This window comes from Colwellia sp. MT41 (genome assembly GCF_001444365.1).
Taxonomy (GTDB): Bacteria; Pseudomonadota; Gammaproteobacteria; order Enterobacterales; family Alteromonadaceae; genus Colwellia; species Colwellia marinimaniae.
In genome coordinates this window covers 301085-325328 of sequence record NZ_CP013145.1, presented here as the reverse complement: position 1 = coordinate 325328, position 24244 = coordinate 301085, and the positions used below count along the sequence as shown (strand labels likewise).

Below are 24244 nucleotides of genomic sequence, written 5' to 3'. Positions count from 1 at the left end.
GGTATTGCCTTGGCAGCTAATTTAAAGCTAACAAAAAATAAAGCCCATTAACAGCAAAGCTAATGGGCCTTTTTTATGCTCGGCTATTGAGCAGTGGCGTAACTACCGCCAAATTACTATAACACTCATGATCGGTAACCAAGATCAATACATCTGCCCAATCATCAATGGCGGTTAACGTCTCTTGACGAGCGCAATGCCAGCTGGGTACGAAGGGATCATGATAATTAACTTCCAAGCCCGCTTGGATAAAATGCTGATGAATGGCATCAGCAGGTGATTCACGACAGTCATCAACATTGGCTTTATAAGCTACGCCTAAGATGCCAATTTTCTTGCCCTTAAGCTGGCTGGTATCCCCTAATAGCGCCAAAGCTTGTTCAGCAACTATACTTGGACGCTGGTCATTAATAGTACGTGCTAAACGAACCAACTCTCCTGCTTGAGTATTTTCAACCAAGAACCAAGGGTCAATGGGGATACAGTGTCCACCAACACCTGGCCCTGGCGATAACACGTTAACTCTTGGGTGACGGTTAGCTAGGCGAATAACCTCATGGACATCCACTTTGAGCTCTTGACAAATTTGTGATAGTTCATTGGCAAAAGCAATACCCACGTCACGAGAGGTATTTTCTACCAACTTGATACATTCGGCTGTGGTTAAATCCGTTAAGAAGATTTCACCTTTAACAAAACTTTGATAAATAGCTTTAACTTTCTGTTGTGCCTGAGGGTTTGTTGCACCTATGATCCTGTCATTGTGCACCAGTTCATGCAAGGTTTGCCCTGGAATGGCACGTTCAGGACAATGGACAACATCAATGGTTAAACCTGCTTCGGCAAAGCGTTGTGCCACGGCTAAACTTGTTTGTGGCGAGATAGTTGACTCAATAATTACCGTTTGACCCTCTTTAGCCACTTTCGCGATGGCATCTACGGCACTAAAGACATAACTTCGGTCACAGCTATTATCCTTGTGCGGTGTCGGTACAGCAATTAAATAGGTTGTGCTGGTAGGAATTTCACTACTGGCTGTTAAAAAACCTTGTGAAACAACCTTAGTAAGTAAGTCAGGTAAACCAGCTTCATCAAAGGGGCATTGTGCCTTATTAATCGCGGTAACTTTATCGCTATTCAAATCAACGCCGGTAACATGATAGCCAGCTTCTGCTAATAAGCTGGCTATAGGTAACCCCATATAGCCCAGACCAATAACACTGAGTGTTTCATGTTTAGCAATAATTTCAGCATCCAGAGTGCAAGGTACTGAATTAGTAATGATATCTAAAATAGTTTCTGCTACATGACCATCACCAAAGGGATTGCCCCAAGTAAAGTCAGCTGCATCTTTAGCAAGCCATTTATCCGCTGCGGCTAACGCTTTATTGGCATCACGACCAACCAATATGTTAGCACCTACTTCAATAGATTCAGGACGCTCGGTATTTTCACGTAAGGTAATACAAGGCACACCTAATAAACAGGCTTCTTCTTGAATACCGCCAGAGTCAGTTAAAATAAGCTGAGCATGTTTTTGTAATTGAATAAAATCTAAATAACCAATGGGTGGAATAAGCTGTAAATAAGCAGGTAATTCAATGGAAAATTCTTTCAGTTTAGCTTGGGTTCTTGGATGAATTGGCCAGACCATGGTTTGACTATATTTTGCATGTAACTTATCAAATAATGCCAGCAGTTCTAATAAGTTTGCGAGTATATCAACATTAGCAGCACGATGGGCAGTCACTAAGAAAAACTCACCTGATGTCACAGCTAAATCTGCCAAAATGGTACTGGTGCTGGCTGAAATATCTAAATGTTGAAATAAAGAATCAGAAACGGTATTACCGACAGTGAATATTTTATCGCTATCAATACCTTCTTTTGCCAAAATAGCATGTTGATTAGGACCAACGGCGAATAAGTACTCACTCATATGATCCGTCAAAATACGGTTGGTTTCCTCGGGCATAGTGCGATCATAACTACGTAAACCCGCTTCAATATGACCTACCTTAATGCCAAGTTTTGAGGCAGCTAAGGCCCCGGCTAGTACCGTATTGGTATCACCCTGCACAAGCACTACATCAGGTTTTTCGTGTATTAAGATAGGTTCCATTTCAATCAAAATATTACCGGTTTGATTGCTATGTAAACCTGAGCCAACACCCAAATTATAATCCGGTGCCGGTAATTCTAGTTCTTTAAAAAATATACTATCCATTTCTTCAGAGTAATGTTGATTAGAATGGATAATAAAATAGGCAATACCACGTTTTTTACATTCACGAATAACGGGCGCCATTTTGATTATTTCGGGGCGAGTGCCAACGATAATCCCTATTTTCATTTTGCTTCCTTAAAGTTACTAGATTGATGCGGCTATTTACATTTTCTTGGCAATTGTAAAGCATTTACTCACACAAGTAACATAACTCAGGTGAGTATTTTAACCTTCTGTTAACGAATTTACGTTACTAACGCCTTCACAGTAAATTCTATCAGTTGATCTTGTTTATCCCGTTGAGAAAAAGTATGGTCAGCTTGGCTGATTATTTTCTGCTCTATACTAGCCTGAGCCATTACCTGCTGCCAATGTTTATTACTTTTAACTAACAACCTAAATTCATCCGCGGTTAAATCATTACCACTAAGGATGATATGACTTTGGCCAGTAAACTTGCTCAAGCCCTGTAGCATTTGCGTAACAAAGTTATCCTCTGGGTGAATATTATTACTTGCTTTGCCTTGCTGATGAAACTGATTAATCTCACTAAGCGCGACTTTTGCCCGCACTTTCCCCGAAACTAGTTTTCGCCAAAATTCGTTACTGATTAGTCGTTTAAAGTAATAAGTGCGCAAAAATGTTTTTGCTTGTGTTTGTACTTGCCTTACCCAAGGGTTAACTAAGAAAAGCTGTGTTATTTTTTCTTGGTGATGATGATTGCCATTAAGATAAAGTAAAATGGCCGAGGCAGCATCGCATAAGCCCCATAAAGCCAAGTCAGTAATATCACTATGGCGTTGTTGAAAGGTTTGTATGGCAGCATCAATGTCACTTTGAATGTCAGTAAAAGTACTAAGTTCACCTTCACTGTCACCAGCACCGCTATAATCAAAGCGAAATACGGTAAGGCCCTGTTTAGCTAACGCCCTTGCCAAATAAACAAACAGTCTGTGGCTACCAACACGTGTTTGTGGGCCACCAACAACAATTATCACACCTTTTTTAGTGGCCTTATCACCACGGGTCATCGTTACTGCCATGGGTAAATGTTCAATGGCAATTAATTGTTTACCCTTGCTATTAAAAATAACACCTTGCTCTAACATCCGCTTATTTCCGCTGCGCCAGCAATTAACTGGCTAAAAAGCAACTGCTCTTGCCGTAAAAACTCAGGCGATATTTGTAATTCAGTGGCCTGCCAAAATTTCACCGCTGTTATTTGTTGAATAATCAACTTGTTACTTTTATTGGCGAGTGCTTGTTGCTGCTTTGCTCTGCCTGGGCTCAACGCCTCTGACTGGGCTAACCATTCAAACCAATAACAAGGGACCTTAACGTCAGTTAGCTGATTTAAATTCTGTGCAGCTAACTGGTCGAGCAAATTTTCTTCCATGGTATAGCCGGCAATCTCAATGGTTTGTTGTCGTTTTTTTGCTGCAGCTATGGTCGTAGGTATTGCCGTCTTACGCTGAGTAAAGCCAGCCGCTAACGCTAGACGCTTAAATTGTTGGACAAAACGTTTACCGTTAAAGTCAGGTTGTAACAGTAGCACGCCATCAACATGACTAAGGATTTCATCCGATAATAATAACACCGCTGATAATGGTAATGACAGGTAGATTGCTTGAGCCGAGTTGGCTTTAATTTCGACTAGCTGCTTAACAATATCTTGCTGCCACAAGACTAAGCTAGTATCAACAAGTTCACCACCACTATCCCCAGTACCATAGTGATCAAAAATGATAGTTTGCCAGCCATGGTGATAACCATTAATGGCTGAACGGCTAATATGGTGTCGGGTTTGATTGGCCTGTTCGAACAAGGGCGCAATAAATAGCAGGTGAGCAAGTACTTGCTCTGGGGTGCGAATTATCCGAAATAATGGCCCTTTAGCACCTGGATAAAATTCTACTCTCGTCGATACCATAGCCAAAATGATTAACTACGTTCTAGTACTAATTCGGTTAAACTAGCCACCGAAGCAAAATTCTCGGCACTGATATCATCATCATCAAGGGTTATATCGAAAGATTCTTCCATTTCACCAATCAAGGTGACTAACGTCATGGAATCAAACTCAGCAATAGCGCCAAATAACTCAGTTTCAGCATGCCAAAAACTTTCATCATAATTGGGAATAATGGCGATTAATAACTTAATGAGTTGCGCTGTGGTTTGTGCGCTAACTTGCTCGCTAGATTGTACAGAAGTCATTATTTACTTACTTTTCCTTTTGAATGGTTTAATTAGCCAGGGTAGTAGCAGATGCCGAATAATGGCTAACTTACCATAGATACTATGCTGATTAAAAATTAGATAGCTTTGTCGAGTTCTTTTGCCTGCTAACCAATCTTGTTTATATGGCTCAGAGCCCATACCGAATTCAATACTGGTGACTTTATCTTGACTGATAACATGTTCAGATAAAGCTAAGGATAAAATAGAACCGACCGAGTACATTTGATACTTGGGGGCATAAGCCAGCTTAAAAATAGAAGCCGTTGCTTGGACCTGTCCACTATCATTATAACTAGTTTGCACAAACCAAAGCTGGGCAGCTGCTGGCTCATCATCAACAAACAATAGCCCAAAACGTAATTTATTTTCCTGCAACGCTGCCAAACACACTTGCTCAATAAAATCGAAGCTAAATTCATCACCTTTCCAACTTTGTTGGTAAATGACTTTATAAGCAGAAAATGCCGAGGCAAAATTGCTGACCTCGGTAATTATTTCAATTCGGTATTGCTGCGCTTTAGTCAGTTTTTTTTGACGTCTTTTTATGGTGTTACGTAATTGACTCGGTCTTTGTTGATAATAACTAGCATAGTCAGTAAGCCCTTGTTGGTAGATATTATCAGTTTTAGCAAAAACGCGCTGATAAGGGAAATACTCCAGCAGTGCTTGGCTGAAAATACCCTCGTCAAAAGCACCAAGTTGCATACTATGCCACTGATGGTCATGCTTTATATAAGAAAACAACTGCTGTAATGCTTGTTTATCCGGTGTGATAAAAAATATGGGCTCGGTAACTGCCGAGTAAAAACTGCTCAGTGATCTAATCTGCGGTTGAGACCATTTACTCTTATTATTGATAGTGCTATGCACCAAAGGCCAAGCAATGCTTAAGACTGGTTGTTGCCCTTCACTTTTTTGATATAAACAATGCACCAGCACTTGGCTATTTTCGGGCAGCATAAACTGCTCTGTCGCAATAAGCCAAGGCAACGTTAATTCAAATAACCTCGCCTTAGGCATTTCACCTTCAGACAGCGCTTGATACTGAGTTGTATATTGCTCAATAAACTCAGTAAATGACAGCACGCGATAAGAAAAGTGTTCGTTCGGGATCATTAGAATATCAGCCACTTAAACCTCAGTCCTTAAATCAACTACTCAGCTAACAACAAAGCTAATACTTGCGCTGTTTTTTCCTGCATCAAGGCTTTATCGCCTTTAGACTCAACATTAAGCCGTACTACAGGCTCAGTATTACTGCTGCGTAAATTGAAGCGCCAATTGCCAAACTCCATACTAATACCATCGGTTTTATCAATAACTTGTGCTTGCTGTTGATAAAAATCAAAAACACGGGTAATAGCAGCTTTTGGATCGGCAATTTTATTATTAATTTCACCCGATGATGGATAAGCCGCTATGCGCTCTTTCACTAAACTAGACAGCGGCTGCTTACGTAAACAAACCAACTCGGCAATCAATAACCAGGGGATCATGCCGCTGTCACAATAAAAGAAGTCGCGAAAATAATGATGAGCACTCATTTCACCGCCATAAATAGCATCCTCACTACGCATACGCTCTTTAATAAAGGCGTGACCTGTTTTACTTTGGATGGCTTGAGCACCCGCTTGTTCAACAATATCAATAGTATTCCACGTTAAACGTGGATCATGAATGATTTTTGCTTGGGCTTTATCACCGGTAACTTTACTTAAAAAGTTTTCAGCTAATAAACCAACAATATAATAACCTTCAATAAATTCACCATGTTCATCAAATAAGAAACAACGATCAAAATCACCATCCCAGGCAATGCCCATATCAGCACCATGTTTGATTACTGCATCACGAGTCGCGGCACGATTTTCTATTAATAGTGGGTTCGGAATCCCATTGGGAAAATTACCATCCGGTTGATGATGTATTTTAATAAATTCAATAGGGACATTTAAGGCGTTAAAAGCACTTTCTATGGCATCAAGCGCTGGGCCTGCCGTACCATTGCCGGCATTCACTACCAGCTTTAATGGCGTGATATTTTTGTTATCAATATAAGTTAACAAATGCTCAGTATAAGGTTGAGTAATATCAACTGTGCTTAATGTACCTTTTACGGCAACCTCAATAAAATCATTCTGCTCGGCAAGGGCTTGAATATCGAACAGGCCAGTATCACCACTGATAGGTTTTGAGTTTTCACGTACCAGCTTCATACCATTGTAATCAATCGGATTATGACTGGCAGTAACAACAATGCCGCCATCGCACTCTAAATAACTGGTGGCAAAATAAATATGTTCAGTACCCGCTAAACCTAAATCAATAACGTTAGTGCCACCCGCCATTAGCCCTTGCGCTAAAGCTTGCTTTAATTCTTCACTGGTCAAACGAATGTCACCACCAACCACTACAGTTTTTGCTTGGGTATACTGGGAAAAAGCGCGACCGATGCGATAAGCGACATCAGTATTTAATTCTTCGCCTAATTTTCCGCGGATATCATAAGCTTTGAAACAGGTAATAGCAGAAGGGCCTGATGTTAAGGCTACTTTAGATGATGACATGAAATAAATTTGTCCTTGTTAATATTAAGGTTAAGGGGGTGTATGATGTAATCAATAATAGAATGATTACTTTTTAACTAAATTAGCTTGCTGCTATTTTTTCTTCCAGTGCTGCTAGCTTAGTTTCAAGCGCGGTTAATTGCGCCCGCGTCTTGAGCAATACTTGTGTTTGTACATCAAACTCTTCGCGTGTTACCACATCAAGTTGTGATAACTTGCTTTGCAAAACTGTTTTAGCCTTGTCTTCAATTTCATGGGCGAGATTTTTTAAGCTTGCAGGAATAGACTCGGTTACTTGTTTGGCAATTTCTTCTAACTTTTTTGCATTCAACATAATAATTTCCTCTTTTTTTACTTGTCTTGCATTGTAACTGTTTTGCCTATGACTAAAAACAGGTAAAATCACGGGTCGATAGTTTATTTTCAATAGTGTAGTAAAAAAATAATGAAACTTAATCCTAAACAAAATGAAGCAGTAAAATATGTTAGTGGCCCTTGCTTAGTGCTAGCGGGCGCTGGCTCAGGAAAAACAGGGGTTATTTGTCAAAAAATTGCTTACTTAATTCAAAAGTGTGATTACAAAGCCCGTAATATTGCCGCGGTAACCTTTACCAATAAAGCCGCACGTGAAATGAAAGAACGTATCCAAAAAATGTTAGGTAAAGACTTAACGCGTGGTTTAACGGTTTCTACGTTCCACTCACTGGGTCTTGATATTATCCGTCGGGAAATTAAAACCTTAGGTTACAAACCAGGTTTCACTCTCTTTGATGATCAAGACAGTTTAGCCTTGCTTAAAGAATTGACCCTGGACGAGCTTGATGGTGATAAAGATTTACTGAGTAAACTACAAAGCATGATTTCAAGCTGGAAGAATGATTTGTACTTACCCGATGCAGCATTGAAAATGGCCAGTGATGCCAATAGCATTGAATATGCCGAGTTTTATCAGCGTTATCATCAGCATATGAAAGCCTATAATGCCCTCGACTTTGATGATCTTATTCTTATTCCGACCTTATTACTGAAAAATTACCCTGCGGTTAAAGAGCGCTGGCAACAAAAAATTCGCTATTTATTAGTCGATGAATATCAAGATACCAACGCCAGTCAATATGAATTAGTAAGACAACTAGCCGGTGAACGAGCTCGTTTAACGGTAGTGGGTGACGACGATCAATCCATTTATTCTTGGCGTGGTGCCAGACCAGAAAACCTAGTGCAACTGGGTAAAGATTACCCCAATTTAAAAGTGATAAAATTAGAGCAAAATTATCGCTCCAGCGGTCGGATATTAAAGTGCGCTAACGTACTCATTGCCAATAATCCCCATGTATACGAAAAAACCTTATTCAGTGAACTTGCCTATGGCGTACAGCTGCGTGTATTACAAGCAAAAAATGAAGAGCATGAAATTGAACGTGTTATTGGCGAGCTAATAGGCCATCGTTTTATGAACCGTAGCCAATACAAAGATTACGCGGTGCTTTATCGCGGTAATCATCAATCACGTTTATTAGAAAAGGCACTGATGCAAAACCGCATACCGTATAAAATAAGCGGTGGCACCTCATTTTTCTCTCGGGCAGAGATCAAAGATATCATGGCCTACTTACGCGTTTTGGTGAATCCAGATGATGATAATGCCTTTTTACGCATTGTTAATATCCCTAAACGAGAATTAGGCCCGACCACATTAGAGAAATTAGGTAATTACGCCAATATGCGTCAAATTAGCATGTTTGCCGCCAGTTTTGAGCTTGGTTTAGAACAAACCTTAACCGGTCGTGGTTTATTGAAAATGCAAGCATTTACTCGATGGTTGGTTGATATTGGCGATCAAGCTGAACGTGGTGATACCGCAGCCGTATTACGCTCGATGATACGCGAAATTAACTACGAAGACTTCCTTTATGACACCTCGCCTAGTGCAAAAGCGGCAGAGATGCGTATGAAAAATGTCACCGAACTCTTTAGCTGGGTGACACAAATGCTCGAAGGCAGTGATGACCAAGAGCCCATGACCTTACCAGATATTGTTACTCGTTTAACCTTACGCGATATGATGGAACGAAATGAAGAGGAAGAGAGTAACGACCAAGTGCAATTGATGACACTTCATGCATCCAAAGGCTTAGAGTTTCCTTACGTATTTCTTATAGGTATGGAAGAAGGTTTATTACCACACCAAACCAGTATTGATGAAGGCAGTGTTGAAGAAGAGCGCCGTCTTGCTTACGTTGGCATAACGCGTGCGAAACGGGAGTTAATATTCACTTATGCTAAAGAACGTCGTCAGTTTGGTGAGCTTGTACGAACCGAAGCAAGCCGATTTTTACATGAGTTACCGCAAGATGATTTAAATTGGGAGCTGGGTACCACGAAAAAAACAGTCGCGCATGTTGAGCAAGCAAATAAGCAAGGCATGGCCGGTTTACGCGCCCAACTAGCGAAAGCCAAGGCGGCAAAAGAATAAACAAGGCATGGCAAGTTTACCTGCCCAACTAGCGAAAGCTAAGGCAGCAAAAAAACATACTGACAGTTTTAACTTGAAGCACTAGCCACTAGTGATGAACTCTAGTGGCTTAATAATATCGCAGTGGCAATAATAATAGCGGCAACAACAACACTGTAAATAACTCGTTGATTCTGTTTACCCTGGTTCGCCAGCATAGCCTGCATTAATTGTGTTTGTTGATGTTGATTTTCACGACTGGTTTTTAAGTAGTCGTAAATTAAGTCTGGCATTTCAGGCAGCTTTTCATTCCAGAACGGTAAGTTAGCTTTAATTTTACTAAAGACAGCTTTAAAGCCCATCTGCTCTTTCACCCAGTTTTCTAAGAATGGTTTTGCTGTTTGCCATAAGTCTAACTGTGGATATAATTGACGACCTAAGCCTTCTATATACAATAAAGTTTTTTGCAGTAACACCAGCTGCGGTTGTACTTCCATATTAAAACGTCGTGCGGTATTAAATAAATTAACCAGTACATGGCCAAATGATATCTCTGACAAAGGTTTATTGAAAATCGGCTCACAAACGGTACGAATGGCAAACTCAAATTCATCAACACTGGTATTTGCCGGTACCCAACCAGAATCAACATGCAATTGCGCCACTTTTCGATAATCACGATTAAAAAAAGCAACAAAATTTTCGGCTAAATAACGTTTATCTTCACGGTTTAAGGTACCAACAATACCACAATCTATGGCAATCCAAGTAGGATCATCTGGGTTAGTGGCATCAACAAAAACATTACCCGGGTGCATATCGGCATGAAAGAAACTATCACGAAATACCTGAGTGAAGAAAACTTCAACACCACGCTCAGCCAGTAATTTCATATTGACACCAAGCTCGTTTAGTCTAGCGATATCACCCACACCAACACCATAAATACGCTCCATCACCAATACATTTTTAAAGCTATATTCACTATGAATTTCTGGTACATAAAGCGCTTTATCGTACTCGCTGCCCTGCTCAAAATTACGCTTTAATTGAATAGCGTTAGCGCCTTCACGATTAAGGTCTAACTCATCTAAAATGGTTTTACGATATTCTTGTACCACTTCTTTTGGACGTAAACGCTTACCATCGGGTAACCAACGCGCAACAATGCCAGCAAACAGTGACATCACTTTAATATCCGCTAAGATGGTTTCACTTATATTGGGACGTAAAACCTTGATAACTATTTTTTGCTCTTCTTTGCCTGAAATTAAGGTTGCGGTATGAACTTGCGCAATAGAGGCAGACGCCAAAGGGGTAAGGTCAAAATCTTTAAAGTGCTGTTCAAAAACCTCAATACCCATGGCTTCAATAATAAGTTGCTTAGCTTGCTCGCCATCAAATGGTGCTACTTTGTCTTGCAATAGGGCAAGTTCATCGGCTAACTCTGGGGTTAATAAGTCACGCCTGGTTGATAGCATTTGACCGAATTTAATAAAAACCGGCCCTAAAGTTTCTATCGCTAAGCGAAATCGTCGTTCTGGGGTTTTATCTTTATGCTGGTTTCTCAACCAAAATAAACTGGCTCGACCGACTTTTACATACCAAGGTAACATCCCTGCGGGTACCATTGTATCTAAACCAAAATTCAAGAAGGTTTTAACGATTTGATAAAGACGTTTACTACTCACGATGGTTATTATTTCCTATAGATTATTAGTGGTATTTACTCATTAAGCTTGAATTTATTTTTCAGCTAAGTCAGCAAAAATTTTATCAATACGCGCAGAGACAGCGCTAACTTCACTGGCAAGTTGTTTGGCTTGCCTGTTAAAAGCAGTTACTTCACTTATAGTCACCAGTAAGCGTTTTTCATGTACTAGATATTCGCTAATATCTGTTTCAATCTGCTTCACGGTTGCAGAAATGGATTTGCTAATTTTATCACTAAACTGTAGTAACTTATGGGTGGGCACATCACCAAGGTGCCTAGCTAGCTCAGACTGCCAATCTATTGCCAGTGACTGAGTAATGTGAGCAAATTGCTGTGCTATTTTTATATCACCGCTAACATCTAATTCATCTTGTTTGATTAATTGTGTTAGAGATTTCTTAGCTTTTAATTTTTTTAGCGCCTTTATACTGGTCTTTATCGTACAGTCACTACTGTCAGTTTGAGACCTAACTATGACCACAGCTGAGCTATCGCTAGTATTAACAGTAAACGATAGCGGAAATGAAAGCTCAGCTAACTCTAGGGTTAACGTTTTTTGCTTTAACGCGGCAAAAGAGATGGCCTTATTATGATTTAACGCCAAGGCTTTGTTAATAATGAATTCAAGGGTTGCCGTGGCAACTTGTGGTAACAATAGGCTATCTCTTAATGGAGGACTAAGTTGAGTACTTAGTGGCGTTAATGCTTGGTTATTAGAAGCTCGCATCGTTAAAACTTGTAGCCTTTATGTAAGGCAACTACCCCACCGGTTAAATTTTTGAAACTGGTTTGTTCAAAACCGGCGTTATCCATCATGCTTTTCAAGGTTTCTTGATCAGGATGCATGCGAATTGACTCAGCTAAGTATTGATAGCTTTCACCATCTTTCGCCACCAACTCCCCTATTTTAGGTAAAATATTGAAGGAATAGAAGTCATAGGCTTTATTCAATAGCTCATGCTCTGGCTTGGAAAACTCTAAAATAAGTAAACGGCCACCCGGTTTTAATACCGAATAAATTGAGCGTAAGGCTTTATCTTTATCCGTTACATTACGTAAACCGAAAGCGATAGTGACTATATCAAAAGTATTCTCTTCAAAAGGTAAATATTCAGCATTTGCTTGGACATATTCTATATTTTGCACTAAACCTTTATCACGTAATTTATCGCGACCAACATTTAACATTGAGCTATTAATATCGGCTAAAATCACTTTACCTTCTCGACCAACGAGTTGCGAAAACTTAGCGGTTAAATCACCGGTACCACCGGCTAGATCCAAAACGGTATTGCCTGGACGAACACCGCTGGCATCAATAGTAAAACGTTTCCATAAGCGATGAATACCAAAGGACATTAAATCATTCATCACATCATATTGCTTTGCCACCGAGTGAAAAACGCCTGCTACCATAGATATTTTGTCGGCTTTTTCTATAGTTTTATAACCAAAGTGCGTAGTACCTTTACTTTCGGCTGAGTTATCGGCTGAAGTGTCGGCATCGGCTGGTGTCTGCTGGCTGGTTGATAAGTCACTGGCTTGAGAATTTTTATCTGAGGATGACATGGTAATTTCACTTAAAGCAATATTAAAACTATAATTGTCGATAGTTTACTGTATGCATGCTAAATCACCAAATACCCAGCAGGTTTTTTATTGATTTAACTAAAGCTTTGCTGACCTAACTGAATAATAAGTTCTTACTTGCCATAAAATAATGTAACTAAACAACAAATATGAAATAAAATTACATTTTTAACTTGAAGAAATAGAGTGTCTACTCTATACTTCTCTTCGTTCCCTTATACGGACGCTTGTTGTAATAATTGAATATTCTAGCTTTCCTCATAGCTAACTCACCGATAGCCTTTGCTATCGGTTTTTTTTGCCTTAAATTTAACTAGGTTATTGGCTTAGCTATGCAAAGATGAAATTACTTACTCGAGGTCAACGCGGTAAAGTGTCTCGAGTCGTCATAAGCAAGGGCATTGTTCCTGCCGCTTTCTTTAGCTTTATATAATGCTTCATCCGCGGCAGCAATAAGACTACTGGGATCACTGCCCTTTTGCGGCACTATGGTACTATAACCAATACTAATGGTTATCACCGCCTCAACTTGAGAAAACTCATGTTTAATGTTTAGCGCTTCGATAGACTTTAAGCAGCGTTGGGCAATCAATTGAACATCGTGAGTATCAAGTAAAACAAAAGCAAACTCTTCACCACCGTATCGAGCAACCATATCTACAGCACGATTCACCTGCTGTTTAAGACAAGCACCAACCTTTTTCAAACACTCATCACCGGCTAAATGGCCATAGTTATCGTTATAGGCTTTAAAGAAATCGATATCAATTAACAAAAAGGAGACTGATGATTCTTGTCTGATAGCCCGTAACCATTCCCTATCTAAAAATTCATCCATAAAACGTCTATTAGCAATACCGGTCAAGCCATCAATCCTCGATAGCTTTTTTAACCTTTTATTAGCTTCATTCAGTTCATTGGTTTTTTCGATAACAATCCTTTGTACCACATTGGCGCGCTTGGTAATGCTACGAATATAAACAGTAATAAATAGGGTGAAAATAATACCCGCACCAAAGACAAACAGAGGCAGTACACTTCTTCTTACCGAAATATAGCTCTGTGTTGGTGAACCAATTAAACTCCACTTACGTCCTAATATTTCAGGTAGTACTTTTTTATAAATAATATTTCTATCAACCATAAAACCTGTTGATGAACTATGGGTATAGAGCAAATCAATATTATTGGGATCAGTCTCATCAACAAGGTCAATTTCTAAGCCCAGTAATTCATCATTTAGGGTTGAGCTGACAAAAATGTCGGCGATACGATAAACCCCAAGAATAAAACCTTGTAAGTTTTGTTTACGCTTAGCTAAGGTGCTTGGTTGCCCTTTATATATTGGTAAAAAGGCTAAAAAAGCTTTTTCCTTATAATTATCTTGCACCAGGGTGATACTCGCCGTAGCTCGCGCCGTAGCGCTATCTCGTGATTTTTCTAGCGTCTCACGACGTGTGGCATTTGACGCCAAATCAAAACCAAATGCGGCTTCGTTGCCAACTAAAGGCTCAACATAATAAACAGGAAAATACTCGGCTCTTTGCTGCGCCACTGCCATATAGCCTTGCGCCTTACGTTCAGTAAACTCAAAGTCAGGGAAACTTTTTCTTAACTCTGCCTCATAAGCTTGTCTTTGATCGTGCGGCACACGGGGTATCCATTCCAAAGCTTGGATATCATTATGACGATTTAAGGTCTTTCTTGCTTGCGTGGTAAAAGCTTGGAAATCAGGGGTTGATGCTTGGCTAAATAACGTTGCTAAGGTATATAGTGCTTCAATATTTATTTCTATCTCACGAGATAATGAGGCAGCGCGTTCGTCAATATCCTTGTGAAATTCACTAATGATGGCTTTTTTTTCAACATCAAAAAGAAACCAGCCACTTAACGTAGATAGTAAGATGCCGACAATCATGACAAAAATTTGCATTACTGCATTGTTGGTTTTTAAAACCATTTGAAATCCTTAAGCAACTGCTTCCCTACCACTATTATTATCAAGGCTCAGCAGCCAGTGTTTTTCAAGCCTAAAAGTGGTTGTGCTGTTTAGGCTAATTATAAGTATGAAGGGATATTCATGAAGGATATTAATAACATAATGTGATTAGTACAAGAGCTATCTGCCAAAGGAGTACAATATAAAAGCATAAGCTAGTGCGGTTAAAACATTTTTTTGAACGTGTCGTAATATATGACAAGGTTAAAATCAGCATCACTTTTATATTCACCGCTTCCAGCGGGGTGAGATTAACGCTAGCTTCGCTATAATGCTAATAACTCGCATTAGTCCGTAATAATAACAGGAGGTGTTTTGTCCTTACTTATCCAGTCACTCAATCATCAAATCATCGATGGTGATAATCATCGCCAATTATTAGTCGATTTAAATTTATCCGTTGCCCCGGGTGAATGTGTGGCTTTGATGGGCGATAGCGGCAGTGGCAAAACCACCCTACTCAACTTGATTGCCGGTTTAGAGCCAATTCAGCAAGGTAAGATTGCCGTAGCAGGTATCTCCTTAACACAAGCCAGTGATAGGCAGCTTAGCCAGTTACGCAAACAGCATATCGGCATTATTTTCCAACACTTTAATTTACTTACTAGCTTATCGGTGCAAGATAATATTGAGTTCAGTGCCAAACTCGCTGGTCGCTATGATGTTATGCATGGTTTAGCACTAGCAGAGCAACTTGGTATTAGCCATTTATTAAAAAAATATCCGGCCACCTTGTCAGGAGGTGAAATGCAGCGAGTAGCTATTGCTCGCGCGCTAAACAGTAAGCCAAAATTGTTGCTTGCTGATGAACCAACCGGAAATTTAGACCAGCAGAATAGTAGCCAGGTAGTAGCACAGTTAGTCCAGCTAGCTAAGTCCAACAACACCGCCTTACTTATGGTGACCCATAGCGCCGATGTGGCTGCTAGTATGGATAAAATCTATCGTTTACAAGAATCTTCCATCCGCTTAGTTACTGATTAAGCTGATGCAAACAAAACCGAGCACAAAAACAAATAGCGAATTTTTCTTGGTATTAAAGGCGCATTTAGCTGAATACTTAAACAAGCCCTTATTAAACCTTGGCTTTATTTTAAGTTTAGCCATAGCCACCAGCACTTTATTGTGCATTCTGGTATTAAATCATGCCAGTGAGCAGCAATACCAAGCAGCCAATAGGGGGTTAAAATCTCCCGTGAGTTTTTATATTGTTGCCAATAGCGGCGACAATATTTCACGCCATGACTTTAGCCATTTAAAAGCCCAAGGCTTTTATCAACTTGCGCCAATACATCTTTTTGGTAAAACACTTGCTTCCGGTAAGAAAATATCATTCCGAGCCATAGACATACTGCCACTGGTTTTGGCCATGCCAAAAAGTTTTACCACTCATCATATTAATCTAAGCAGCAAATACGCCAAAGCCCTTGGCTTGACGCTTAATTCAACGACAGATATAAATGATGCCAAGCAAATTACCTTAGCTGATGGCCAATCATTAAAGGTTAACTACAATCAAATCAATGACTGGGGCAAAGTCGCCTTAGTTGACTTACCCCTTGCTTGGCAACTATTTCCCGATATCAAAGGCTTTAGTCATTTAATGGTGACCGCCATTAGCGCCGATGAAAAGGCGCGGTTAGCCGCAGCTTTACCAGAGTATTTATCCATTCAAGAGGATTGGTCACTAGAAGAACGAGAAGGTTTTGCCGATGCTTTGCATTTAAATTTATCGGCACTGGCCATTTTAGGTTTTATCGTCAGTTTATTTATCGCTTTTCAAGCCGCTGATCAAGCATGGCAAAAACGCGGCGAGTTAGCGGCAAAGTTACGCTTACTTGGCGTAGAATTAACCAGCATACTAAAAGTCATGCTATGTGAAGCTTTGCTATTAACCTTGCTCGCCAGTATTATAGGTATTGCCATCGCTTTTGCCTTGGTGTCAATCTTACTGCCTATATTAGGCATAACCTTAGAGCAGCTTTATCAGCTAAGACAAAGCGGACATTTCCAATGGCATTGGTTATATAGCTTATGGGCATTCGCTATTTCTGCCGTGGCCGTTTTTTTGGCACTATTAAAACAGTTTAGGCTTATTAGCTCAGCAAAAATCGCCCTAACAGCCCGCATTGTGCCTCAACCATTTAACTACCGAGCAAGCGCGGCCATTGGTGTAACCTTGCTGGCTGTTTTCCTGCTTTGGCCTGAGGTTTATGGACAAAATTCCTGGCATCTATTAATGATAAAATATGGCCTATTATTAATCGCCAGTGTCGCCTTATTACCTAATATCTTGAGTTACTTACTTAAGGGCATGAGTTATTTTACCCGCTCTTTTCGAGTCAAATTTGTGGTTAAAGATGCCCGCCAACAAGTGGGTAGACGCTATTTACCCTTAGCAGCATTTTACCTAGCACTCACCGCCAGTATTTCTGCGGCGCTTATGGTCAACAGTTTTGAAAAAGCTTTCACTGCCTATTTAGAGCAGTTGTTAAGTGCAGACCTCTTTATCAGTTATAACCCCAAGCAAAAAAACAAGGTTGAGGCCTGGCTTAAACAGCAAGATGATATTGATGAATATGTGCTCTTTAAACAGACTGTTGCCAAATACGGTAATGATACCCTAGCGGTTCATGCGCTTATGTCGGCAAAACAACAAAATAGTTTATTGTTTAAAGCAAGGTCGTCCAAGCAGCAAGCAACGGGACAATTCAGTTGTTATATCAACGAACAGCTATCGCTGAAAAAAGGCTTAGCCTTAAATGAACAGTTCACCGTCGAGCAAGGCCTGCAACAGCTCACCTGTACCATAACAGCCATTTTTTATGACTATGGAAATCAAGGCTATTCGGTCAAAATTCCGTTAAAGGCCCAGGAAATTCCTCTTTCAGGCTGGCGTGAACATGGCTTCGGTGTCTACTTTAAGGGCCGTAATAATCTAAGTACAGCCGCGTTAGCTGAGCAGTTAGGTCTTGATAACGAACAGATATTTTTACCTGAAGAAATCAAAACAATGGCACTAGCAATATTTAAGCAAACTTTTGTACTGACTCAGGCAATCGCTTTTGTTTTACTCATTATCGCCTGCTTTGGCCTGTTTTTATCAGCCAACAATTTAGAATTGGCGCGCAAACCAGATTTACACATCTTAAGTAGTTTGGGGTATAGCCGTATTGAGCTCTTTAGTCATATGTTAATGCAGTGGCTATTGTTAGCTTTTGGTGTGCTTTTACTTAGCTGGCCGATAGCTGGCTTACTGGCTAAAGCCTTGGTAGCAAAAGTGCTACCCGCCTCATTTGGCTGGTCAATGCCGCTAGTATTAGATATCGCGCCATTTGCGCTCACTAGTATTACTGGGCTATTGATATTATTACCTGCATTAGCCATTCCCTTATATAAGCTCAATGTCAGGGCCAGTTTGTCATGATAATTTTTTGCTTAAGGCATTGCTTAAAATATTACTTAAAACCGCTATTAATCTTGCTAGCCAGTGGCCTACTTATTACTGGCTGCAATGAAGCAGAGGAAAAAAAACGTCAACCACTAAAATACCTTACCGATGCGGACGGTAAATTTGCTAGTCCATCAAGGGATAATCAGATACTTTTTCCACAAGCCCATGCCCCGAAAAAAGCGTATCGCCAAGAGTGGTGGTATTTAACCACAACGTTAACCACTGAACATGGCCAGTCATTGGCAAGTCAATGGACCCTTTTTCGCCGCGCGGTTGGCGATAAACATTGGTACTTCGCTCATGCCGCTTTAGCGGATGCACAAAGCCATAACACCGCCTATAGACATGGTCGTGAAGAGCTAGGCAACGTCAACATATCTGCTGAGCCCTTTAATGCCAGCATAGATGACTGGCAATGGCAGTCCACAGCATCTTTACTGCCGGCACGCCTAGTTTATGGCTCAGCGGTCGGCTCAATAACGAGTGCAGTAACTGTTGCCGCAGTAGATAGGGCAATAAATGCGCCAATGAAAGAAAAAGGCATTGTTACTAAGACAGAAAACCATTGGCAAGTAGAACTGAATCTAACCACAACAGCAGAGTTCTTTCTGCAGGGCGAAAAGGGCTTTAGCATTAAACACCCGAGTTTAAATATCGCCAGCCACTATTATTCTCAGCCTTTTATAGAAGTCACGGGTAAGGTCTATTGGCAAGGTAATTGGCAAAAAGTGACTGGTCAAGCCTGGTTCGAACGTGAATGGTCTTCACAACCGCTAGGGCCAGATCAACAAGGTTGGGACTGGTTTGCACTACGCCTTAATGACAATACTGCCTTGATGGTTTTTCGTGCTCGCTCAGAGCAAGAAGATTATTTGTATGCCAGCATAATGACGCGCAATGGTGACATTCGTAGCATCGCCTCGAACGAGATATCCCTTACCAGTCACGACAATAAGCTCACCAGTAACTCCCCCTACCCACAATCATTTTCATTACTTATCGCGAAAGAAAATATCGATATCAAGGTGACGGTAGTTAATGAGCAACAAATTATGCGCTTTGGTATTGAGTACTTTGAAGGTATGGTGACTTTTAGTGGCAGTCATCAAGGCCAAGGTTTTGTCGAAATGACAGGGTATAGTAATAAGTAAGCTCAACTTGGCAGTAGTTAAGCAATAAAATTAGGGTAAAGCAGCGGTTGTTAGTGTGTAGATAACACGATAAAATAATTACTCTTATTTCAAACAGCCCTTCTTGCCCATGCCTATATCAACTGAACAGCTTAATACCATAGAAAATTATGATGATGAAAAACGTTTAAACTACCTGCTACAACAAGTCGTTAGCAATAAAGAAATTTGGCTATTGACTGATGAGCATGGCTGTATGATGCTAAATACTGACGATGAGGATTGTGTGCCGGTATGGCCCAATAAAGAATTTGCTCAGGGTTGGGCGACAGGTGAGTGGCAAGCATGCCAGCCTCAGGAGATTTCTTTGGCTAAATGGTACAGTCGATGGAGCATGGGCCTGGCCGATGATGACTTGGCTTTGGTGGTTTTTCCCAATCAAGATAATAAGGGCTTGATACTATATCCTGAAGAATTTGAACAGTTGCTGCTAAAAGAAACTAAAAAGCAAAATCGAAAATAGCCTCGAAAGTAAAAACGCATCGGTGCACTAACACGGTTAAGCGACCAATAAAAAAGCCACTTAATGACTATGACTAGTAACTAGGTGGCTTTTTTGTGACTAAAAGCTAGCTATCGAATGAGATATTGTGCATGAAAGCGTAACTGCTGTTCAATAAAGCTACTGATAAAATAATAGCTATGGTCATAACCTTCATGACGATTTAACTCAAGCGGGTAGCCATTGCTCTTTGCCGCCGACAGTAAAGCATCAGGTTTTAACTGCTCATTAAGGAAATTATCCGCTTCACCTTGATCCACCCGAGCAGGAACGAATTGCTTAGCATTTCGCATCAATTCGCTGGCATCATGATCTCGCCATAAATCCTTATCATCACCTAAGTAGGCACTAAAGGCTTTTTGCCCCCAAGGACAATTGATGGGATTACTGATAGGGCTAAAGGCAGAAACGGAGCAATACAGTTCTGGATTTTTCAAGGCTATGGTTAACGCGCCATGCCCGCCCATAGAATGACCGGCGATAGCACGCTTATTACTTACCGGAAAAGTTGCTTCAATTAATGCCGGTAACTCATCGACGATATAATCATACATTTGATAATGGCGATTCCACGGCGCTTGGCTAGCATTAAGATAAAACCCTGCTCCTTGGCCTAAATCATAACCGTCATCATCAGCAACACCTTCACCTCTTGGGCTAGTATCAGGGGCAACAATAGCCATACCTAACTCAGCGGCTATACGCTGTATGCCTGATTTTTGCATAACATTTTCATCGGTACAGGTAAGCCCTGATAACCAATAAAGCACAGGAACTTTATTGGTACTCGATGCTTGTGGCGGTAAATAAATAGCAAAACGCATGCGGCAATTTAAGCTACTGGCTTGATGGCTATATTGTTTATGCCATCCGCCAAACATTTTATTACTGGTTAAACATTCTATGGTCATAGTAAATCCTTAGCTTTGGCTAGTGCTTTAGCAAACAAAACACCAGCGATAAAATAACGTAGTGAATAAAGGCTATTTATCCAAGTGCTACTTATCAAAGTGAATAACACTACGAATACTCTCGCCTTTATGCATCAGCTCAAAGGCTTCATTGATGTCTTCTAGTCCCATGGTGTGAGTAATAAAATGATCTAGCTTGAATTCACCTGCCAAGTAACGCTCTACGTAATCAGGCAACTCAGTACGACCTTTAACACCACCAAATGCAGAGCCACGCCATACTCGGCCCGTCACTAATTGGAAAGGTCTAGTGGATATTTCTTGTCCCGCACCCGCAACACCAATAACTATTGACTCACCCCAGCCCTTATGGCAACACTCAAGTGCTGAGCGCATCACGTCGACATTACCTATACATTCAAAAGAATAATCAACACCGCCATCCGTTAACTCCACAATAACGTCTTGAATTGGCTGGTCATAATCTTTTGGATTAATGAAATCGGTTGCGCCTAATTTTTTCGCCAGCTCAAATTTACTTTCGTTAATGTCAATGACAATAATACGGCTGGCTTTTGCCATAGTAGCGCCAACAACCGCTGAAAGGCCAATACCACCAAGACCAAAAATGGCTACTGTCGCTCCCTCTTCCACTTTTGCAGTATTCATTACTGCGCCCATACCTGTGGTAACACCACAACCTAATAAACACACTTCTTCTAGCGGAGCTGCTTTATTAACTTTTGCTAAGGAAATTTCAGGTAATACCGTGTATTCAGAGAACGTTGAACAGCCCATGTAATGGAAAATCGGCTGACCATCTTTATAAAAACGGGTAGTACCATCAGGCATTAATCCCTTGCCCTGCGTTTCACGAATTTTTTGACATAAGTTAGTTTTACCCGATAGGCAGAACTTACATTCGCCACACTCTGGTGTGTACAATGGGATAACATGGTCACCAACTTGTACGCTGGTAACACCTTCACCAATTTGCTCAACAATACCACCACCTTCATGACCTAAAATCACCGGAAAAATGCCTTCTGGATCATCACCTGATAAAGTAAAGGCATCGGTATGACAGACACCAGAAGCAATGATTTTAACCAGTACTTCACCTTTTTTAGGCAGCATGACATCAATTTCTTCAATGGATAGCGGTTGATTTGGGCCCCAAGCAATGGCGGCTTTCGATTTAATAAATTGATCAGGCGTTTGTTCGGACGTTTGTTCAGGCGTTTTTTTAGGCATAGTATTCTCGCTTTTATCGCTGGCAAAGGCTAGTAGTATGGCTATCAAGTGTAGTCTATTAAGAAAAAGCTAAACCTATCAACAAGCTTATCTACTAATAAGGTTTAACTAACGCTAAATAACTCTAGCCAAGTAAAGTATTAGGGCTATTATATTTGTTTCCGCTTAAATGATAATATCCTATTTTAGTAAATCACTTTTACATATAGGTAACAATCATGAATTGGCAAGGTATCAGTGAATTCGTTTATGTCGCAGAAGCAGAGAGCTTTACCTTAGCGGCTAAAAAATTAGCCATATCAACTGCACAAGTGAGTCGTCAGATCACCGCATTAGAACATCGTCTGAAGGTGAAATTGTTATATCGCACCACCCGAAAAGTATCACTTAGCCAAGAAGGCAGGTTATTTTATCAACATTGCCGAGTCATTCTTGACGGACTAGAGCAAGCTGAAACGGCAATAACCAACTTACAATCCACTCCACAAGGCAAGATTAAACTGACTGCCTCAGTTACTTATGGAGAGCAACAAGTACTACCGCTAATCAATGATTTTATTTTGCAACACCCAGATATTCAGGTAATGGCACACTTAAGCAATCAAAAAATTGATTTAGTTGATGAAGGCTATGACCTCGCCATTCGACTAGGCAAGTTACATGATTCTACCTTGATGGCAAAAAAACTAGCCCAACGTACAAATTATGTCTGTGCGGCACCTGCTTATATCAGTAAGTACGGCACTCCTCATGCCCTATCTGAATTAAAGCAACATAATTGTCTATTAGGCACCTTAGATTACTGGCGCTTTCGAGAGAATAACAAGGAGAAAAATATCCGCGTCAGTGGTAGTCTCCGCTTCAACTCGGGTTATGGCTTAGTTGATGCGGCATTAAAAGGTATTGGTATAGTGCAACTACCCGATTACTATGTAAAAGACTATATAGAGCAGGGTCGTTTAATCAGCTTACTTGACCATTATCGCGAGCCCGATGAGGGTATTTGGGCTGTTTATCCTCATAATAGACAACTGTCCGTCAAAATTAGATTATTAGTCGATTACCTGGCTGTGCACCTAGCTTAACGATAATCGCGAGCCTGATGAGGGTATTTGGGCTGTTTATCCTCATAACAGACAACTGTCCGTCAAAATTAGCTTATTAGTCGATTACCTGGCTGTGCACCTAGCTTAACGATAACCGCGAGCCCGATGAGGGTATTTGGGCTGTTTATCCTCATAATAGACAACTGTCCGTCAAAATTAGATTATTAGTCGATTACCTGGCTGTGCACCTAGCTTAACGATAACCGCGAGCCTGATGAAGGTATTTGCGCTGTTTATCCTCATAATAGACAACTGTCCGTCAAAATTAGCTTATTAGTCGATTACCTGGCTGTGCACCTAGCTTAGCGATAACCGCGGGCCTGATGAGGGTATTTGGGCTGTTTATCCTCATAATAGACAACTGTCCGTCAAAATTAGATTATTAGTCGATTACCTGGCTGTGCACCTAGCTTAGCGAGCAAACCTTAATGCTAGACCTTTCGCTATACTAGAAAGGTAGGCGGCTTTATGGTTAGTCGTTTCCAAGGGTAGGAGTAAGGTATCAAACTATATGAACTACCGTTCGCCAGAATCATATTACTTAGCGATAGTATTGCCGAGGTGATAGTCAACGAGGGTGTAGAACTTAATCTTACTATGGTCAAGCAGTTGCATGAATTTTTTCTGGCTCATCTTCATAGCCCTTTTTCGTTACTAATCAATAAAATTAACGCTTATTCTTATGATTTTGAAGCACAAATAAATATTGGTAATCTAAGCGAAATTCACGCGATAGCGGTTATTGTCTACAAAATAGCCAGCCAATTAAACACAGAGTATTTAGCTAATACCATCCCAAGAGCTGATAAGTGGAATTTACGAATTTATTCAGATCGTGATGTGGCACTGAACTGGTTGCAATTAGAACAAGCACAGGTTAGTTAATTTCCACCCCGCTAACAAACTACCTCTAACAAGAGCTGTGGTACTGCCCCAACGTGCACTCCATAATCTAAAAAGCTGTTCATGCTCTATCTATCGGCTGTTTATCTAATCGGCTATTCGGCAAACTATCGATAAATGTTATTAATAAT

20 protein-coding genes are annotated in these 24244 nt (G+C 40.5%); 7 read left to right on the top strand and 13 right to left on the bottom strand.

From position 1 onward, the window contains the following. Positions 1 to 73 precede the first annotated feature (73 nt). The 7 genes from wecB to ubiK form a co-directional block, all read right to left on the bottom strand. Complete coding sequence (gene wecB / locus CMT41_RS01400; protein ID WP_058026147.1) at positions 74 to 2353, bottom strand: non-hydrolyzing UDP-N-acetylglucosamine 2-epimerase; 2280 nt, start codon at positions 2351 to 2353, stop codon at positions 74 to 76. A gap of 119 nt (positions 2354 to 2472) precedes the next feature. Beyond that, positions 2473 to 3336, bottom strand: coding sequence for a hydrolase 1, exosortase A system-associated (locus tag CMT41_RS01395; RefSeq protein ID WP_058026146.1), 864 nt, complete (start codon positions 3334 to 3336; stop codon positions 2473 to 2475). Then, a complete protein-coding gene (locus CMT41_RS01390; RefSeq protein WP_058026145.1) occupies positions 3330 to 4157 on the bottom strand; it encodes a hydrolase 2, exosortase A system-associated in 828 nt (275 codons plus the stop codon). The genes CMT41_RS01395 and CMT41_RS01390 overlap by 7 nt, the downstream gene beginning before the upstream one ends. Before the next feature lie 11 nt (positions 4158 to 4168). Then, positions 4169 to 4444 (bottom strand): acyl carrier protein, encoded by a 276-nt coding sequence (locus tag CMT41_RS01385; RefSeq protein ID WP_057830066.1) that lies wholly within the window; start codon positions 4442 to 4444, stop codon positions 4169 to 4171. A gap of 3 nt (positions 4445 to 4447) precedes the next feature. Beyond that, positions 4448 to 5599, bottom strand: a complete 1152-nt coding sequence (locus CMT41_RS01380) for a GNAT family N-acetyltransferase (protein WP_058026144.1) — start codon at positions 5597 to 5599, stop codon at positions 4448 to 4450. A gap of 23 nt (positions 5600 to 5622) precedes the next feature. Then, complete coding sequence (locus CMT41_RS01375; RefSeq protein ID WP_058026143.1) at positions 5623 to 7035, bottom strand: phosphomannomutase/phosphoglucomutase; 1413 nt, start codon at positions 7033 to 7035, stop codon at positions 5623 to 5625. A gap of 82 nt (positions 7036 to 7117) precedes the next feature. Then, positions 7118 to 7369, bottom strand: coding sequence for a ubiquinone biosynthesis accessory factor UbiK (gene ubiK, locus CMT41_RS01370; protein ID WP_058026142.1), 252 nt, complete (start codon positions 7367 to 7369; stop codon positions 7118 to 7120). A gap of 111 nt (positions 7370 to 7480) precedes the next feature. Between ubiK and rep the strand changes: the two genes are divergently transcribed. Next, the gene (rep, locus tag CMT41_RS01365; RefSeq protein ID WP_058026141.1) at positions 7481 to 9511 is read left to right on the top strand and encodes a DNA helicase Rep; all 2031 of its coding nucleotides are present in this window, start codon (positions 7481 to 7483) and stop codon (positions 9509 to 9511) included. Positions 9512 to 9612: 101 nt separating this feature from the next. Here rep and ubiB read toward each other — a convergent pair whose 3' ends face one another. The 4 genes from ubiB to CMT41_RS01345 form a co-directional block, all read right to left on the bottom strand. Next, positions 9613 to 11181: a ubiquinone biosynthesis regulatory protein kinase UbiB gene (gene ubiB, locus CMT41_RS01360; protein WP_057179381.1), complete on the bottom strand. Its 1569-nt coding sequence runs from the start codon at positions 11179 to 11181 to the stop codon at positions 9613 to 9615. 54 nt (positions 11182 to 11235) lie between these two features. Beyond that, positions 11236 to 11931, bottom strand: a complete 696-nt coding sequence (locus CMT41_RS01355) for a ubiquinone biosynthesis accessory factor UbiJ (protein WP_058026140.1) — start codon at positions 11929 to 11931, stop codon at positions 11236 to 11238. 2 nt (positions 11932 to 11933) lie between these two features. Then, the gene (gene ubiE / locus CMT41_RS01350) at positions 11934 to 12773 is read right to left on the bottom strand and encodes a bifunctional demethylmenaquinone methyltransferase/2-methoxy-6-polyprenyl-1,4-benzoquinol methylase UbiE (protein ID WP_082606389.1); all 840 of its coding nucleotides are present in this window, start codon (positions 12771 to 12773) and stop codon (positions 11934 to 11936) included. A 367-nt stretch (positions 12774 to 13140) separates the two neighbouring features. Then, on the bottom strand, positions 13141 to 14754 hold the full coding sequence (locus CMT41_RS01345) for a CHASE domain-containing protein (protein WP_058026139.1): 1614 nt from the start codon (positions 14752 to 14754) through the stop codon (positions 13141 to 13143). A gap of 354 nt (positions 14755 to 15108) precedes the next feature. On the opposite strand from CMT41_RS01345, the gene CMT41_RS01340 reads away from it, so the two are divergent. The 4 genes from CMT41_RS01340 to CMT41_RS01325 all read left to right on the top strand — a co-directional run bounded on the left by CMT41_RS01340 (position 15109) and on the right by CMT41_RS01325 (position 19900). Next, positions 15109 to 15777 (top strand): ABC transporter ATP-binding protein, encoded by a 669-nt coding sequence (locus tag CMT41_RS01340; RefSeq protein WP_057179378.1) that lies wholly within the window; start codon positions 15109 to 15111, stop codon positions 15775 to 15777. A 4-nt stretch (positions 15778 to 15781) separates the two neighbouring features. Beyond that, a complete protein-coding gene (locus CMT41_RS01335; protein WP_058026138.1) occupies positions 15782 to 18220 on the top strand; it encodes an FtsX-like permease family protein in 2439 nt (812 codons plus the stop codon). Next, complete coding sequence (locus CMT41_RS01330; RefSeq protein WP_058026137.1) at positions 18217 to 19398, top strand: lipocalin-like domain-containing protein; 1182 nt, start codon at positions 18217 to 18219, stop codon at positions 19396 to 19398. Before CMT41_RS01335 ends, CMT41_RS01330 begins: the two co-directional genes overlap by 4 nt. 109 nt (positions 19399 to 19507) lie before the next feature. Then, complete coding sequence (locus CMT41_RS01325; RefSeq protein WP_058026136.1) at positions 19508 to 19900, top strand: DUF2750 domain-containing protein; 393 nt, start codon at positions 19508 to 19510, stop codon at positions 19898 to 19900. A gap of 110 nt (positions 19901 to 20010) precedes the next feature. On the opposite strand, the gene fghA is transcribed toward CMT41_RS01325, so the two are convergent. After that, entirely contained in the window at positions 20011 to 20850 is an 840-nt protein-coding gene (fghA, locus tag CMT41_RS01320; RefSeq protein ID WP_058026135.1) for an S-formylglutathione hydrolase, read from the bottom strand. Between the two features lie 87 nt (positions 20851 to 20937). Beyond that, positions 20938 to 22104: an S-(hydroxymethyl)glutathione dehydrogenase/class III alcohol dehydrogenase gene (locus tag CMT41_RS01315; protein WP_058028109.1), complete on the bottom strand. Its 1167-nt coding sequence runs from the start codon at positions 22102 to 22104 to the stop codon at positions 20938 to 20940. A 218-nt stretch (positions 22105 to 22322) separates the two neighbouring features. Here CMT41_RS01315 and CMT41_RS01310 point away from each other — a divergent pair, with 218 nt between their 5' ends. Both CMT41_RS01310 and CMT41_RS01305 read left to right on the top strand, forming a co-directional pair. After that, entirely contained in the window at positions 22323 to 23189 is an 867-nt protein-coding gene (locus tag CMT41_RS01310) for a LysR substrate-binding domain-containing protein (protein ID WP_058026134.1), read from the top strand. Positions 23190 to 23771: 582 nt separating this feature from the next. Then, on the top strand, positions 23772 to 24095 hold the full coding sequence (locus CMT41_RS01305) for a hypothetical protein (RefSeq protein WP_231732942.1): 324 nt from the start codon (positions 23772 to 23774) through the stop codon (positions 24093 to 24095). Positions 24096 to 24244: the final 149 nt, after the last annotated feature.